Source organism: Dyadobacter sp. HNCC25DJ187, assembly GCF_056895255.1.
Genome location: NZ_JBXHAT010000002.1, coordinates 1,773,194 through 1,789,771 on the forward strand (window position 1 = coordinate 1,773,194; position 16,578 = coordinate 1,789,771).

The 16,578-nt window shown below is 43.1% G+C and carries 9 protein-coding genes; all 9 read right to left on the reverse strand.

Going from position 1 to position 16,578, the window contains the following annotated elements; translation table 11 throughout:
- A complete protein-coding gene (locus tag AC1XUE_RS18315) occupies positions 1 to 3,159 on the reverse strand; it encodes a SusC/RagA family TonB-linked outer membrane protein (RefSeq protein WP_483357436.1) in 3,159 nt (1,052 codons plus the stop codon).
- An 808-nt stretch (positions 3,160 to 3,967) separates the two neighbouring features.
- Positions 3,968 to 5,848, reverse strand: a complete 1,881-nt coding sequence (locus AC1XUE_RS18320; protein WP_483357437.1) for a RagB/SusD family nutrient uptake outer membrane protein — start codon at positions 5,846 to 5,848, stop codon at positions 3,968 to 3,970.
- Between the two features lie 12 nt (positions 5,849 to 5,860).
- Positions 5,861 to 9,016, reverse strand: a complete 3,156-nt coding sequence (locus AC1XUE_RS18325) for a SusC/RagA family TonB-linked outer membrane protein (RefSeq protein ID WP_483358010.1) — start codon at positions 9,014 to 9,016, stop codon at positions 5,861 to 5,863.
- Positions 9,017 to 9,623: 607 nt separating this feature from the next.
- Entirely contained in the window at positions 9,624 to 11,204 is a 1,581-nt protein-coding gene (gene nadB, locus AC1XUE_RS18330; RefSeq protein ID WP_483357438.1) for an L-aspartate oxidase, read from the reverse strand.
- Positions 11,205 to 11,405: 201 nt separating this feature from the next.
- Complete coding sequence (gene nadA / locus AC1XUE_RS18335; protein WP_483357439.1) at positions 11,406 to 12,401, reverse strand: quinolinate synthase NadA; 996 nt, start codon at positions 12,399 to 12,401, stop codon at positions 11,406 to 11,408.
- 284 nt (positions 12,402 to 12,685) lie between these two features.
- Positions 12,686 to 14,107, reverse strand: a complete 1,422-nt coding sequence (locus tag AC1XUE_RS18340; protein WP_483357440.1) for an inorganic phosphate transporter — start codon at positions 14,105 to 14,107, stop codon at positions 12,686 to 12,688.
- Between the two features lie 214 nt (positions 14,108 to 14,321).
- The gene (gene rlmN, locus AC1XUE_RS18345) at positions 14,322 to 15,377 is read right to left on the reverse strand and encodes a dual-specificity RNA methyltransferase RlmN (RefSeq protein ID WP_483357441.1); all 1,056 of its coding nucleotides are present in this window, start codon (positions 15,375 to 15,377) and stop codon (positions 14,322 to 14,324) included.
- Positions 15,378 to 15,555: 178 nt separating this feature from the next.
- Entirely contained in the window at positions 15,556 to 16,122 is a 567-nt protein-coding gene (locus AC1XUE_RS18350; RefSeq protein WP_483357442.1) for a CvpA family protein, read from the reverse strand.
- Positions 16,119 to 16,571: a GatB/YqeY domain-containing protein gene (locus AC1XUE_RS18355; protein WP_115832954.1), complete on the reverse strand. Its 453-nt coding sequence runs from the start codon at positions 16,569 to 16,571 to the stop codon at positions 16,119 to 16,121. The genes AC1XUE_RS18350 and AC1XUE_RS18355 overlap by 4 nt, the downstream gene beginning before the upstream one ends.
- Positions 16,572 to 16,578 lie beyond the last annotated feature (7 nt).

Below are 16,578 nucleotides of genomic sequence, written 5' to 3' on the forward strand. Positions count from 1 at the left end.
TTAAAAAGTCAATGATAAACCGCCATTTACAACCCTGGCAAGCGGATAGTTGATACCACCTGTATTGTTATCTTCAGGATCAAATCCTTTCAGACCAGGGCAATAGGTAGCCAGGTTATTTCCATTCACATAGAAACGAACGTTCTGCAAACCAAGACGGGTGGTAAGTCCCATCGGTATGGTGTAACCAAATTCAAGGTTTTTCAACCTCACATAGTTGGTGTTATAAAGCAGATGTGTATTCCGCTGCGATCTCCAGTACTCATCGCTTCTGTTACTTGCACGTGGCTTGGTGGCATTGATGTTGTCAGGAGTCCAGCGACCGTCGAAATCTTCTTTCCAATAGTTTCCGAAATCACCACTTTCAAGAGACAGATAACGAAGTGCACCGGTAGCCGCCTGGAATAGAATGGAAAGATCGAAACCTTTGAAAATCAGGTTAGCACCGATACCACCCTGGAAGCGGGGTACATCTGTTTTGTAGTTACGAACGCGGTCGTTCGCATCTATTTTACCATCATTATTCACATCTTTGAAGATTACGTCACCAGGACGGGCTCCTCCCCAGTGTGGGTATGCATCAACAGCAGCCTGATCTTTGAAGATACCAATTGACTGGTAGTACAAGTCGCGGTCCGGATCGAAAGGCGCGTTTGGATCACTTGGCTTGGTAGGCAAAGGATGTCCTGTCACTTGCTGGTATTCAGGACGGCCTGGTGTTTCATCAATGAAGTTCACCTTATTGATTGCATAACCTCCGTTGACAAAGAACGTGTATTTCAAATCTTTCACGTCACCACGGTACGAAACATTGAAGTCAAAACCTCTGTTCGAAGTCTTACCGATATTTTCACTTGGCAGCGTTAGTCCTGTAGTGGTAGGAACAGATGCATTTCTTCTCCATAGCAACCCGGAGCGGCGATAGTCGAATACATCAAAAGTGACGTTGATACGATCATTCATCAGACTCGCATCAAAACCGATATCTCCCTGGCTGGCCACTTCCCATGTTACGTTAGGATTTGGTATACGGGTTTCGCCCAATGTCTTGGCTTCCGTATTGGTGCCGAATACCATGTTTTGAGTTTGGAATCCGTATGTACCCAGATACTGCCATTCTTCTATACGGTCGTTACCGGTTTGTCCCCAAGAAGCACGAAGTTTGAATTGGTTAACAAATCTGATGTTGTTTTTCCAGAAGCTTTCTTCCGAAACGCGCCATCCGGCGGAAACACCAGGGAAAAATCCGAAACGTTTTGCTTCCGGAAAGATATAAGATCCATCCACGCGCCACACAAATTCCATCAGGTATTTTTCTTTGAAACTGTAGTTAACCCGCCCGAAGTAATTAAGCCTTGCGCTTTGGTAAGCAGTTCCTGTATTGTCTTTTTCCGCATCGCCACCAGCGTTCAGCTGATCCAGCGCATTAGATACAAAATAGCGGCGGAATGCATTGAACTTGTCACCATTACCAGTTCTTCTTTCACTACCTACCAGGAACTTCACGATGTGGTTGGTTCCGATTGTTCTGTCGTAATTCAGATACCCATTCAGCAAAATGTCCTGCTTATCTTCCATGTATTGCGTAAGGTTAGGATCCCCTACCCCTTTTTTACCGCGAACCAATATTGGTTGTCCGTTCGCATCACGGCTGGTTCCGTCCCAGGAGTTCAGATACCATGGCGTCTGAAAACGTTTTCTGAAATTAAAACCTTTATCTATCCCTGCATTACCTGTAAATGAAAGTCCTTCAACCCAGGGAATTTTGACATTCAACTGCAATGTACTGTTCAAGACATACCACTTATCACGGTCATAACCAGTCTGGTTGGTACTTACCACTACCGGGTTATTTCCGTACTCGATATCTGGACCGGTGGCACCGTTTGGCCAATACGCCGGCATATTGGGCTTACCTCTCATCACCATCCACAAGATATCTCCGGCTGTACGCGTAGGATAGTTTTTGTCTTCCATACGACCCGATACATCGAAACGAAGACTTACATTCTTGGTAATAGTTGCATCAAGGTTTGTTCTGAAATCATGCTGCGTGTACTTAGTCGCGCTATTCTTGTAGTATCCATCCTGTGTTTTTGTACCAAGAGATACGAAATAGCGTACAGCCTCACCGCCACCGGATACAGTTGCATTATAGAAATGCTGACCAGACCAGTCTTTGTATATTTCCTTGAACCAATCCGTATTCGGATACTTCCACAGATCTGAACCATCTGCAAATTTGGAAATGTCTTCAGAAGAATAACGTGGCGGACGATTTCTGTATAGATCCACTTCATTCAACGCCTGCGCATACTCCGACGAGTTCGTCATTTTAGGCAGAATCGTGGGTTGACTGAATCCCTGATTGGCATTGAATGTAATGGTCGGCTTACCGGTTTTACCTCTTTTCGTAGTGATCAGAATAACTCCGTTAGCAGCCTGAGCTCCGTAAATCGCAGCAGATGCATCTTTCAAAACAGAAATGGTTTCGATACTGTTGGGGTCTATACGATCAAGAGAACGACCCGGAATACCATCCACTACCACAAGGGCGTCGTTGTTACCCAATGTATTCATCCCGCGTATACGAATTGTAGATCCGTCCTGACCTGGCTCACCACTTCGGGCCACAAGGGTTACCCCAGGCAAGCGCCCGGCTAGACTGTTACTTACGTTAACAGCAGGTGATTTTACAATATCAGAACCTTTCACTGTTGTTACAGCTCCTGTTAAAGTTTCCTTTTTCTGTTCACCGTAGCCTACCACGATCACTTCACTCAGTGCCTGTGAATCTCCGGCGAGTGTTATATTGATCGAATTTCTGTTACCCACTGTCGCTTCCTGTTTCAAAAAACCAACGTAGCTATATACGAGAATAGCCTCAGCGTTCGGAACTGTGATGCTATATTCGCCAGCGGCATCCGTAGTGGTACCAGTGTTGGTACCTTTCATCAGTATACTCACACCTGGCAATGGTGTTCCGTTTTCTTCGGTCACCTTCCCTTTTACTACGATCTCAGCGTATGAATGAGTTGCCAACACTTTTGTTATGCCGGCCGCCCCAACCGTAAATGGCTGTGCTACAGCTATTGACATCATAGCCAGGCACACGCTGGCTGGAGGACATAGCCTTTTCAAGTAAATAATTTTCTTCATAAATGATAGTTTAAAATAGTTTAGATTAACCGTTAAGTCAGTCAAATGGGCACAACAAAACACACCCACCAAAAAATATCGGTCGTTGCCTCACAAGGAGTTCAGAGGTAATGGAAATTGTTTTTATATTATCATAGGCAAAGGTTAAGTATACGGCAATAGCGTTAATACACAGGAATGCAAGTCAGGCGACAGTTCTCGTGAATTTTTCTGATAAAAAGGAATGTGAATAGGTAAGCCCGAAACTCTTAATAAGGAATAAAAAGAAGGCTTTTAGTTAGATGTAATGTAGGGTGCAATACGACAATCATACCGTCGATTCCATGCCCTTAAAACTTAGGTGAAGGTGATGAAGAATGTACAATGTGTGATGTTGGATAATCTTGTCAGAAGTAAAAGTTTTGTTCATAATTTGTTAGGAGTAAGTTAGAATTGATGTTGTCTACAGCTAATTCTTATGCAGAGTTAATCAGAAATTTTAAAATTACAAACAGACATTAGTACAAATTTTTATTAAAATTTAACAAAAGTGTCTTTATGACATAACAAGGCACTTTGTGCCCTTAATGTATACATTTAGTTACATATTATTTTTTCAGTTATGATCGGAATCTTAAGCCCTTTGGGCAGATTCACTTTTAAAAATGCAAGTCAAAAAAATCTCCATGCATCCGGTGGTTACTCACTAAAACTTTAGTAAGAGGAGGAAAAACTCCTGATTAAATAGACTATTTTTTGTGCCTCATAAAAAAAGAAGCTATGCTCAGAATGTCAGGCATAGCTTCAAAAAATTCAATAAATATAAGACCTAGATACCGTAGTCAGGGTTTTGAATGAGCTTGTTGTTTCTATTCATTTCATCACGATGAATGGGACGGAAATACATTTTGTCAAGCCAAGTACGGTTTTCATGTGCTGTTTCCTCTACCGGCGTATAAGTGTAAGTATACACAGCAGGGTTGTACCGATACGGCTCTTTCATAGTTTGTCCGGGTTTGAACTTTCCAACAACGCTGATGTATGTCATCGTTTCGCCCAAAGTGGTTGGTGCGATCATCCAACGGCGGGCATCGTGATAACGTTGCTCCTCATACACCATTTCAATCCTTCTTTCCTGGCGATACGCTTCTTTTAAAGCAGCGCCTGTAGCTCTTAATGCAGGCATACCTGCACGGAAACGTATTCTGTTCAGCCAGAGAAGTGCATCCGCTTCATTGCCGGTTTCAATGCTCGCTTCTATATAATTGAAAACTACTTCCGTTACACGAAGAATTGGCCATGGAATATCCTGGCGGTCCGTATTGTCATACAAAGCCGGATTCGGATCAATAAACTTACGCATATAATAGCCTGAACGGCTACCATTCCAATCTTCAACCGTACTGTTACGGGTATCCAATCCATGACGTGTAACCAAGGCATTCGCGTCGTTCAATAGATCATAAGCACCTGTCTGAATCTGATTGGCAGGGTCACGTACATCGGATGGACGTGGTTTCCAATCTGCACCATCGTACAAAACGGTTGCATAAAAGCGAGGGTCACGGTTGGTATATGGAGCCGCTTTATGAGCAGGATTATCCCACGAAAACTTAGTTCCATCTCTCATTTCATAATCATCTACCAGGTTACCGATAGGTGTATTACCTGCCCAGTTATGGTAACCGTTTGGACCATTATGAAGCCCGGTCTGGCGTGCAGGCTCATTGAATGCCGGTGTAAAGTAGCGGGCAAAAATAAGTTCTGTTGCGGCGGTTGCATCTATATTTTGATCCGCACTACCTCCACCCATGGATATAGCCACGTAATTGGCCTTACCTTGTTCAGCCGTTACAGGAGCCGTAAGATTTAATTTATAACCACCAGTACTCGCATCCAATGCTGCTTTTGCTGCATTCAAAGCTGCTGTCCAGCGTGTAGCACGACTCCCCGAAAGGTATCCGAAAAATTCAGGATTATCATAATCGGCAAGCACAGTCGACTTTGATTTTGCAGTTGGAACATCATGCAGATCGCTGGCTGCATAAAGCAATACACGCGATTTCAAAGCAAGTGCTGCTGTTCTATTTGCGCGGCCGGTAACCGGCGCTTTTCCTTCCAGAAAGATTGCTGCGCTATCCAAGTCATTCACGATTGAATTGACACATTCCTCATACGTGTTTCGGGGCGCTGTATAGTCCTCGTTCAACTCGTAAACCTTCTTAATGAGTGGTACTGCACCGTAATAGCGGAGCAATTGCTGATAATAATAAGCCCTCAAAAAGTAAGCTTCTCCACGCAGACGATCCTTAAGTGTTGCATTGTTAAACGTAGCTGTCGCCAGATTCTGGATGGCAATATTGGTGGCACGAATACGGGTGTACATGGGTCCCCAGCCATACGTATCGTCTACCCAACCCGTAACCGAAGGACTCAAACTCCCCTCATTAATCGTGTTGATGTTACGACCAGTATGCGTAAAAACAGCTTCATCAGATAAAGAAGCCAGCATTTGCTCTCCCAGGCCCCCCTGCTGAAGTCCGGCATAGATTCCCGTAACAAAACCTTCAGATAATCCTCCGTCCTTCCATACTTCATCAGCAGGAATTTCTGACGGCGGCGTAACGTCAAGAAAATCAGTATCACACGCTGTAAGTCCGGCAGAAGCCAACAATGCGATAAGAACTATATTTTTATATTTCAATTTCATAATCATCAATTATTAAAATGCTACACGTAAACCGGCGCTGACAATGCGTGACTGCGGATAATACTGGCCGCTCGTGTTGGTGGATTCCGGATCCCAAACCTTAATTTTATCAATAGTAAACAGGTTCAGTGCATTGGCATACAAGCGGAATTTGCTAAGTCCTAGTTTAGCACCAAATTCAGAAGGCAGATTATACCCTATCTCAATGTTTTTCAAACGCAGATAATTAGTACTTCTCAGGAAGTAACTGTTGATACCCGCCTGATCCACATTGGTATAGTAACGATTGTTACGGTTTGTTAGCCTTGGATATTGATCGGTAGGATTATCAATCGTCCAGCGGTGATCATAATCGTATTTCAGGTAGTTACCAATATCACCAGACTCGGTTAAACCTACAACCTGAAGCCCACCTGTTGCTCCCTGAAACAAAATAGAAAGATCGAATGACTTATATCCCAGGTTAATTGTTGCACCACCTGTAAACCATGGACGTTGTACTTTTTCAGTACGAACACGGTCGTCAGCGTTGATAACCCCATCACCGTTCACGTCTTTAAACCGCATGTCACCAGGTCTCAGATTGGTCGCAATGGCGCTGTAATCCAGCGGATCCGAGTCGATTGCAGCCTGGTCTTTGTATACTCCGTCAAATTGATACACCAGGAATGATTGATACGGCATTCCGGTGGTTCTTTGGTAGGACGGCACGTTTGGCACTTCATCCCAGTATTTAATTCTATTTTTAGCGTAACCCCCATTGATTCCTATCGAATACGTGAAATCACCTGCATTTCCATCGTAGCTCACTTTAAATTCCCATCCTTTGTTCTGCAGACGGCCCAGGTTCTGGGGTGGAAGGCGGCCATCGATTCCGACAGATGAAGGAGTAGATCCTGCCTTAGGAATTAGCATTTTGGAGCGGTTATTGATAAAATAATCAAATTCAAAAGCTATTTTATCATTCAGTAATGTTCCTTCAATACCAATATTCATATTGTTAGCAACCTCCCACGTAAAAGCATTATTTGCAATCCGGGTTTCTAACAAAGTTTTGGCAACCTGATCACCCAGTACGAAATTCCCAAAACCCATCGTAGACAAATATTGATATTCAGCCAATGTCTCCGTTCCAAGGAAATAAGGCTCTGCTCCCATCTGTCCCCATGAACCGCGTAATTTAACATTGTTCACAGCACGGATGTTGTTTTTCCAGAAGCCTTCCTCGGACATACGCCATCCTGCCGAAACACCCGGGAAAAATCCCCAGCGACCTGTCTTTGGGAAAATGTATGAGGCATCTGCACGCCATAGGAATTCAGCTATATATTTCTCTTTGAAATTATACCCTGCACGACCGAAATAACTCAAACGTGCTCTCTTATATAAATCCGGAGCATTATTTCCAATATTCTGTTCAGCAGCAGCACCAGCGAGTAACTCGGCTACAGCCGGAGATATAAAATAACGGCGATACGCAAAGAATCCATCCGCCTCTACTGTTTCTCTCTGAATACCAGCCATTACATTGAAGTTATGGGAACCAAAAGACTTATCATACGACATCTGCCCAGTCAACTGGATTGATAGCTCCTGAGAGGACGTCTCAGTCAAACGGGGATCTGCGAAGGTAGAACGAACCGAACCGTTAAGTACAGGAGTTACACCGTCAGCCTCATAGGATTGCTTATCCCAGAAATACAAAGACCATGGCGTTTCCCAGTTTTTAATTCTACGGTGTTGCTTATCCAATGCCGCCATCACGTTGGCCTTCAAACCTGTTACACCGGGAATCTGAATTTCCAGACCTCCATTGGTTTGTATGTAGTCCCTTTTATCATTATTAAAACCAGTAGTATTGGTTGTAATAACTGCCGGGTTCTGACCATTTTCGATATCCGGCCCCGGTCTTCCATCCGGCCAGATTGCAATTTCGGTTGGTTTTCCACGCATCAGCATGCGGAAAATAGCGCCAGCTCCATTTCCACCACTTGGGAAATGACGGAATTCTTCTCTTAATGTTACGCCCAGGTTAGCCTTTACGTACTTATTGATTTTGGCATCAAGATTGATACGTAAATCATATTGCTTGTAACCTGTCGCAGAATTGATGTAATAACCAGCCTGATTGATGTGTCCCAACGAAGCAAGATACTGCACGTTCTCGCTACCACCTGTGAGCTGTACGCTATGGCGCTGCTGAGGAGCCCAATTACGCAGTACCGAGCCATACCAATCTGTATTAGGATGCAGTAAAGGATCACTTCCATCACGGAACTTCTGCATATCTTCCGGCTTAAAAACGGCACTCACAACACTACCATTGTCCGTTCTTGTATATTGACCGGTAGAGTTAAACCCTTGAAGTGCACCACTCCATTGCCCTACAGGCAGGTTGTCATAAATCTGCAATTCGTTTCTGATCGTAGCATACTCTGCGGCATCAGACATCTGAGGCGTACGGGTGGGTTGACTTACACCAAAATTCATATCGTATGACAACTGAGGCTTACCCGACTTACCACGTTTGGTTGTAATCAAAATTACCCCATTACCTGCACGCGATCCGTAAATAGCCGCCGCTGCATCTTTCAGAACGGAGATACTCTCTATATCTGCAGGATTGATACGATCCAAACCTCCACTTCGATTAGGAACACCATCCACTACAATCAGCGCATTGCTGTTTCCCAAAGAGTTAGTTCCACGAATACGGATAGCGGAACCATCGTAACCCGGTTCTCCACTCGATTGCACCGCAGAAATCCCCGGCAAACGACCGCCTAAGGTATTAGAAAGGTTAGCTGCAGGTGCTTTTTCAAGTTCAGTTCCTTTTACCGCTGTAACAGAACCTGTTAATGTCGCTTTTTTGGCAGTACCATACCCTACCACAACAACCTCACTGAGTGACTTCACATCTGATGCTAACACAACATCAATCGTCGACTTGCTTGCAACAGCAATTTCCTGCGTCAGATAGCCGATGTAGGAAAAAATCAAAATACTGTTGTCATTAGGTGCATTCACAGAGTAGTTACCATCAATATCAGTAACTGTTCCTGCTGTGGTTCCTTTCACAACAACACTCACGCCAGGCAGCCCTTGCCCCTGGTCATCTTTCACAACACCCTTGACCGCATTTTGAGCATAAGCCCCTACAACTGTCATCAGGATGAGCAAAAGAGAAAAGACATACCGCGCTGAATCACGACACGTCCATCTGGTAGACATTCTCATAGATTAATTAGTGATTTGTTAGAAAAAAATAGAGTCATTGTGTCCTGAGCCGCTCACTGACTCAGGGAAAAAGTGGAACAAATAGAAAACTAAAACAGTAGATAGAGTTGGAGAGACGAGGAAAGATTGGAGGCGTTGAGTTCAAATCGGACATTTTCAAATCGTGACAAGACGTGTGTTTCATCTCCGTAAGAACAATTAGTAAAGCTGCCCGCATATAAGCAGAACCCGATCTAACTACTTGATACTTACAGTTACATATCGTATAAGTGCAAAATTTGCAATTTTACTCACCTTAGGATACAAAAATTTGTAATTTTTGTAATAATAAGTCACATTGTTAGCAAATTTCAATTATTTATTAAAATAAAACAATAAGTAACTATAGATATATTAAATCCATGTAACTATTAAATACATCCTATTAGAATAAGGGCCGTAAATCCGAAGAGCTCATAAAAGAAAAAGGCTCTTATTTAGTGAATCGGAGATCCTACTAAACAAAAGCCCTTTACATTCTTTAAACCCAGCGAGTCTTTTATGCCTTCACATGATCCGCATTATAATGCAAACCGATGTTTTCGCGACGTGCCATGGCCATTTTGATGATGAGATAAGAAACAGAAATCATGTTGCGGAGCTCACAGATAGCCACTGAAACCTTTGATTCCCGATACAATTCTTCATGTTCCTGATGCAGCAGTTCAAGACGATCGTAGGCGCGTTTCATCCTGCGATCTGTCCTGACAATACCCACATAGTTAGACATAATACTATTTAACTCACGGGTCATTTCCGTAACAAGCACATTTTCTTCAGGATGGGTAGTACCGGAATCATCCCATTCAGGAATATCATCCGGAACAACAGCTTCATCCATACTGGAAATCGTGCTGACAAAAGCACGATGCCCAAATACAACCGCCTCCAACAGCGAATTAGATGCCAGCCGATTAGATCCATGCAGTCCGGTACAAGCACACTCACCTACCGCATACAAAAAGTTAATATTCGTTTTGCCCCATTCATTCACACGTACACCGCCACACATATAGTGCTGAGCAGGTACAACAGGTATCATATCTGTTCTTATGTCAATCCCCGCATCAAGGCAATATTGTGTGATATTCGGGAAATGCTCTACAAATTTTTCATAGTCACAGTGGCGTACATCCAGATAGACATGATCCACCCCATTCCTTTTCATTTCCGAGTCTATTGCTCTGGCTACGATATCACGTGGCGCTAACGAAAGCCTGCTGTCATATAATTCCATGAAGGTACTGCCATCCGCCCTTTTAAGAATACCACCAAATCCACGCACCGCCTCCGAAATCAGGAACGACGGCTTTTTGCCGGGTTGGTAAAAGCTGGTAGGGTGAAATTGGATAAACTCCATATTATCGCATATCCCTTTGGCCCGATAAGCCATGGCTATACCGTCGCCGGTAGCAATAGTAGGATTTGTTGTGCTTTGATATACATTACCTATTCCGCCTGTAGCCAGCAACGTAGTTTTTGAAAGAAACTTTTCAACCTCTCCTGTTTGGCGGTTCAGGACGTACGCGCCGAAGCATTTGATATCTTCCTGATACCGGTAAACTGTTTCACCCAAGTGATGCTGAGTAATGAGTTCTACCGCATAGTAATGTGTAAAAATCTGAATGCTTTTATGACGGGTCACTTCTTCGAGCAGTGCTCTTTCGATCTCCGCTCCGGTAATGTCTTTAAAATGCAAAATCCGGTTATCAGAATGACCACCTTCCTTAGCAAGATCGTATTCTCCACCTGTTTCCCTATCGAACCGGGTTCCGTAGTCAATTAATTCCTGAATACGTTCAGGCGCCTCGGTTACCACTATTTCAACTATATTTCTCTTATTCACCTCATCGCCTGCATCCATCGTATCCTGGATGTGCTTTTCAAACGAATCCGATTCAGCCCAAACTACCGCAATTCCCCCCTGAGCATACTTTGTATTGGTTTCATCCGCCTGAACCTTCGTAATGACAGCAATTGAAATATCCTGTTTCGCCGCTTCAAAATGTCGTGCAAGTTTGGCTGCGTAGCTGAGTCCGGCTATACCGGAACCAATAATCAGAAAGTCGAACTGAGGCATTTTTTACAATTGGTGGTTTTACTTGTTTATTTTATTCCTTCAAAACACAGAGCGCTGCTCTGCGCAAAAAAATTAACGCCTATCCGGCTTTGCTACACTAATTTCTCATCCTCGGGACGATGACCGGACTGTTGAATCAGACCCTTCCGGACTCAGACACACTTCGTACTATAACTCGTATTAAATTCTTAACTATTTCTTCTAAATTCCCTTACTCAATTCAAGCATTCGTGCTACAGACGCATACGCTTTTACCCTGATATCTTCCGGCACGAAAATTTCAGGCTGTTCGTAAAGCAAGGCATTATATACTTTTTCCAGCGTATTCATTTTCATGTACGGACATTCCGAACATGCGCAGGTATTGTTATCTGAACCAGGCGCAGGAATTAATTTTTTATCCGGCACCGACTGTTTCATCTTATGCAAAATACCCGCTTCGGTTGCCACGATAAATTTATTATGATCCGATTCCTTCACAAATTTGAGAAGTCCGGTTGTGGAACTAACGAAATCTGCCTGTAAAAGGATATCCTGCTTACATTCCGGATGGGCAATTAATAATGCATCAGGATGCTCTTGTCTGAGGTGTGCAAGTTTCTCCTTTGAAATATCAATATGAACAATACACGCTCCGTCCCAAAGCACCATATCGCGTCCAGTCTTATGAGCAACATAACGCCCAAGGTTTGCATCGGGAGCGAAGATAATCTTTTGATCTTTCGGCAGACTTTCTACAATCTGTAATGCATTTGAAGACGTGCATACAATATCTGTCAGTGCTTTAATTTCAGCTGAACAGTTGATATAGCTGATCACAATATGATCAGGATATTGTGCTTTGAAAGCTGCAAACTTATCTGCAGGAGCAGAATCCGCCAGTGAGCATCCGGCATTCAAATCAGGAATAACCACCTTTTTATGCGGACTGAGTACTTTTGCCGTCTCACCCATGAAATGCACGCCGCAAAAAACGATCATATCTGCCTCTGTGGCCGCAGCCTGTTGAGACAAACCCAGACTATCACCTATATAGTCAGCCAAATCCTGTATTTCTTCGTTCACGTAATAATGAGCGAGAATTACCGCATTCTTTTCCTTTTTCAGCCGGTTAATTTCTGCAATCAGGTCAATATCTTCTGCAATGGCCTCCGTTACATAACCGTAACGATTTACCTGCTCTTCAATTTTTGTCATTATGGTGAATAATTGGCTTTTCCTATGATTAAAAATCCACGTCTAAGTACGATAATAACTGTTGTAAAAGCAAAAGAAGTGAGAGAAGGTAAGAAGTTATAGTAGTTAAGAAGTGAGAAAAAGTTAAAGTAACACGCAATCTCATCAATTAATTATGAGGCTATAAAATATTTAATATTACTATGTATAACGGACAGGCCTTAACGAGAAAAAGGAATTAAGGCGGCGCAGCTTATGCGACTTATCCTTAACTCCTCTGAGTTCTTAATTACTTAACTTTTATCCTAAAATATCCAACGGAAGAAAGCATATAATGTACCTGACAACAACATTGTTACAGGAAGTGTTAGTATCCATGCAATTACAATATTACGAATTGTACCAGCCTGAAGGTTTTTAACGCCTTTACTGGCTACCATCGAACCAGCAATACCAGATGACAGAACGTGCGTGGTACTTACCGGCAGACCCAGATAAGACGAAACACCGATTGTACTTGCGGCAACCAACTCTGCAGATGCTCCCTGCGCGTAAGTAAGGTGCTGCTTACCGATCTTTTCTCCGATTGTAACTACGATACGTTTCCAACCCACCATTGTTCCCAAACCAAGTGACAGCGAGATCATCAGAATCACCCAGTCAGGAGCATAGTCCGTATATCGTCTGATCCCTTTTTCGCTTCCTGATTGCATTTTCAAATATGCTTTATCTTCAGTATTCAGTGTTGCATCTCCATTATCAAGGATTGTCTTGGTATTACGACTGATCAACAACAATGAACGACGGGCGTTCATACGTGTTTCTAACGGCAATTTCTTATCTACAAGCGGTTTGCTGATTTCTGCATTCAGAGCTGCTATCTCCTGATGAATGGAACGCAGCTTCGTACGGTCTGTTGCCGACAATTTAGAAGAGTCAATACGACTCACTGTTTGTTCGATTCTGACAAGATCACCTCTCATTTCTGCCGGATTAACGCTGTTATCCAGTGCAAAGTGAGCAGGAACAATACCAATTAAGATCAACATCACAAGTCCTACACCTTTTTGTCCATCATTGGATCCGTGGAAAAAACTTACGAGCGTACAAGTCGTAATCAGTATAGCACGAATCCACATCGGCGGAGGCTGGTTTTTCTTAGGTTCGCTGAAAACAATATCACGAAGCGGCTTGGATAATAGTCTGCGCAACATGAACATGATGATGATTGCAAGCGCAAAACCAAAAATCGGAGAGGTTAAAAGAGACATGAAAAGCTCTTCGGCCTTTGTCCAGTTCACACCTGCTCCCATTGTGTTCTCAGGCATAAACGTAAATGCCAAACCTACACCCAAAATAGAACCTATTAATGTATGAGAGCTTGAACTCGGCAATCCGAAGTACCAGGTTCCAAGGTTCCAGATGATCGCACTGAACAGAAGTGCAAACACCATGGCTATACTATGGTATACATCCTGGTCAATCAGCATTTCCACAGGAAGCAGATTGACAATACCCATGGCCACTGCAATACCGCCGAAAAATACACCGAGGAAGTTACAGAACCCAGACCACATTACTGCAATATTAGGCTTCAGGGAATTGGTATAAATCACGGTAGCCACAGCATTGGCTGTATCGTGAAAACCATTAACAAATTCGAAAGCACAAGCCGCTAAGATACTGAAAGCGAGGAGAATAAAAATGTCGGTTTCCAGACCAAACATAAAGAAAGTATAGTTATATGAAGTAAATAGCAGGTTTTGAAAGTGCTCGGCTCAATAGCTGCCTGTTTAAGTTCAATTTTCCTCGCCACCAATTTTAAGGCAAAACTACTGATTGTTTACCGATGCAATGTTACCAAATTGTTAATTAAAACACACGGCATTTGAGAATAGATTCATCAAAAATGGAACTACCGCTTGATACTTTTTATGTGCATTAAGCTACTTTTTCTTTATTTGCCAGCTGTCCGCACGCTGCATCGATATCCTTCCCACGACTGCGGCGTACATGTACAGAAACACCCCTATCTTCAAGGAACGCTGCAAATTTATCCAGTTTATCAGCACCGGTGTTTGTAAAATCAGCTTCCGCTATTGGATTGTATTCAATGATATTGACCCTGGCAGGTACGCGTTTCGTAAACTCCCACAACTCTTTTGCATCTTGCAATGTATCATTGAAGTTATTAAAAACGATATATTCGAAAGTTATGCGGTTGCCCGTCTTATCGTAGAAGTAATTAAGTGCCTCGGCAAGGTTGTCCAGGGAATTGGATTCATTGATCGGCATGATCTGATTCCTTTTCTCATCATTGGCCGCATGCAGCGAAAGTGCAAGTCTGAAACGCACCTCATCATCCCCCAATTTTTTGATCATCTTGGCAATACCGGCAGTAGAAACGGTAATACGTCTCGGAGACATATTCAGCCCTTCCGGAGAAGTAATATGTTCAATCGATTTAAGCACATTCACATAATTGAGCAATGGTTCACCCATACCCATATATACAATATTCGTTAAAGGCGCCTTGAAGCTATGTTCTGCCTGGCGCGCTATAGCAACTACCTGATCATAAATTTCCCCTGCTTCCAGGTTACGCTTTCTGTCCATATAACCGGTTGCACAGAACTTGCAGGTAAGCGAACACCCCACCTGACTGCTTACACAGGCAGTCATCCGGTCTGCTGCAGGAATTAAAACACCCTCAACCAGATTCCCGTCAAACAGACGGAATGCTGATTTGATCGTCCCATCATTACTTTGCTGCTGCTTGGCCACATCCATTGCATGGATTACAAAGTGCTCATCAATAAGCTGACGGGTTGCCAAAGAAAGGTTGGTCATTTCAGCAAAGGAATTCGCTGATTTTTTCCAAATCCATTCATAAATCTGTTTGGCACGAAATGCTTTTTCACCATGTTCAGTCATCCAGCCTTTCAGCTGATCTACCGACATCTTTCTTATATCCTGTTTTTCCTGTAATCCGGTCATTATTTTTTTACTTATACCTGCAAAGGTACTGAAAATCAACTATTGATCTTTAACTCACTCCGAATATTGAAAGTTCATTTTCGGTTTAAAGGCTGATTTAAAATGAGTTCAGCAATGAGTCATCCCCTATCAAGTCCTTTAACAATCTCAAAAACTACCCGTCAACAAATCCGGAGTGTCAATCCAAAACTTCTTCTGCATCTGGCTTTTCAGAATCATCCAGGTACTCCGTTTTCCATTCGCGAATCAGTTCTGTTCCTTTGGGCATCCATTGTAATGCTTTCGTGATAACCGTGGGCGCCACAGGAACCACAAGTGGATATAAGAAGGTTTCATCAGTCCGGTGTGAAGGAATAGTAATGCCGATAAGGTTTATCAGCCAGAAGAAAACACTGATGCCGAATACCCAGGTAAATACACCCACGATTGCGCCTGCGAACCTATCAAAGGTGCCTAAAATCGAATAACGCAGCGACCGACGGATGGTGTAACCAAACTGGTTCAGCAAGAATATAGTTGGAAAAAATACTGCGGAAAATCCTATATATGGAAGGATCTTCTTAGCCATACTATCACTAAAATAAGGGGTCAGGATTTCCATCCCTAACCCCAAAAATTTAAAACCCAGAATCATGGCTACCACCATTCCTGCTATGCCGATAAACTCTATCAGCAAACCCTTCCGGTAACCATGTAACGCTCCCCAAAGCAATGGCAAAAGGATGAGAACATCCAGTAACTTCATGCCAGCAAACTCTTAACCAATGTTGATACCACACGACCATCTGCCTGACCGGCCAATTCTTTTGTAGCTACGCCCATCACTTTCCCCATATCTGAAGGAGCAGATGCACCGACGCGAGCGATAATTTCCTGCAGCTTGGCTTTGATTTCGTCTTCGGTAAGTTGTTTTGGTAAAAATGCTTCTATGTAACTTAGTTCAGCTTCTTCTACAGCCAGCAGATCTTCCCGGCCCTGTGCACGGTAGATATCTGCAGATTCACGACGTTGCTTTGCAGCCTTGGTTAACAATTTAAGTTCATCATCAGCTGAAAGTTCTCCACCTGTTCCGCCTGCTTTGGTTTCTTCAAGAAGAATCAGCGCTTTGATGGCACGAAGTGTACGTAATTTATCAGATTCCTTGGCTCTCATGGCATCTTTGATACCTGATTCAACCTGACTTTTAAGTGACATATATTTT

Coding starts and splice junctions, on each gene's coding strand:
- AC1XUE_RS18315 (WP_483357436.1), bottom strand. CDS start 3,159: ATGAAGAAAATTATTTACTTGAAAAGGCTATGTCCTCCAGCCAGCGTG.
- AC1XUE_RS18320 (WP_483357437.1), bottom strand. CDS start 5,848: ATGAAATTGAAATATAAAAATATAGTTCTTATCGCATTGTTGGCTTCT.
- AC1XUE_RS18325 (WP_483358010.1), bottom strand. CDS start 9,016: ATGACAGTTGTAGGGGCTTATGCTCAAAATGCGGTCAAGGGTGTTGTG.
- nadB (WP_483357438.1), bottom strand. CDS start 11,204: ATGCCTCAGTTCGACTTTCTGATTATTGGTTCCGGTATAGCCGGACTC.
- nadA (WP_483357439.1), bottom strand. CDS start 12,401: ATGACAAAAATTGAAGAGCAGGTAAATCGTTACGGTTATGTAACGGAG.
- AC1XUE_RS18340 (WP_483357440.1), bottom strand. CDS start 14,107: ATGTTTGGTCTGGAAACCGACATTTTTATTCTCCTCGCTTTCAGTATC.
- rlmN (WP_483357441.1), bottom strand. CDS start 15,377: ATGACCGGATTACAGGAAAAACAGGATATAAGAAAGATGTCGGTAGAT.
- AC1XUE_RS18350 (WP_483357442.1), bottom strand. CDS start 16,122: ATGAAGTTACTGGATGTTCTCATCCTTTTGCCATTGCTTTGGGGAGCG.
- AC1XUE_RS18355 (WP_115832954.1), bottom strand. CDS start 16,571: ATGTCACTTAAAAGTCAGGTTGAATCAGGTATCAAAGATGCCATGAGA.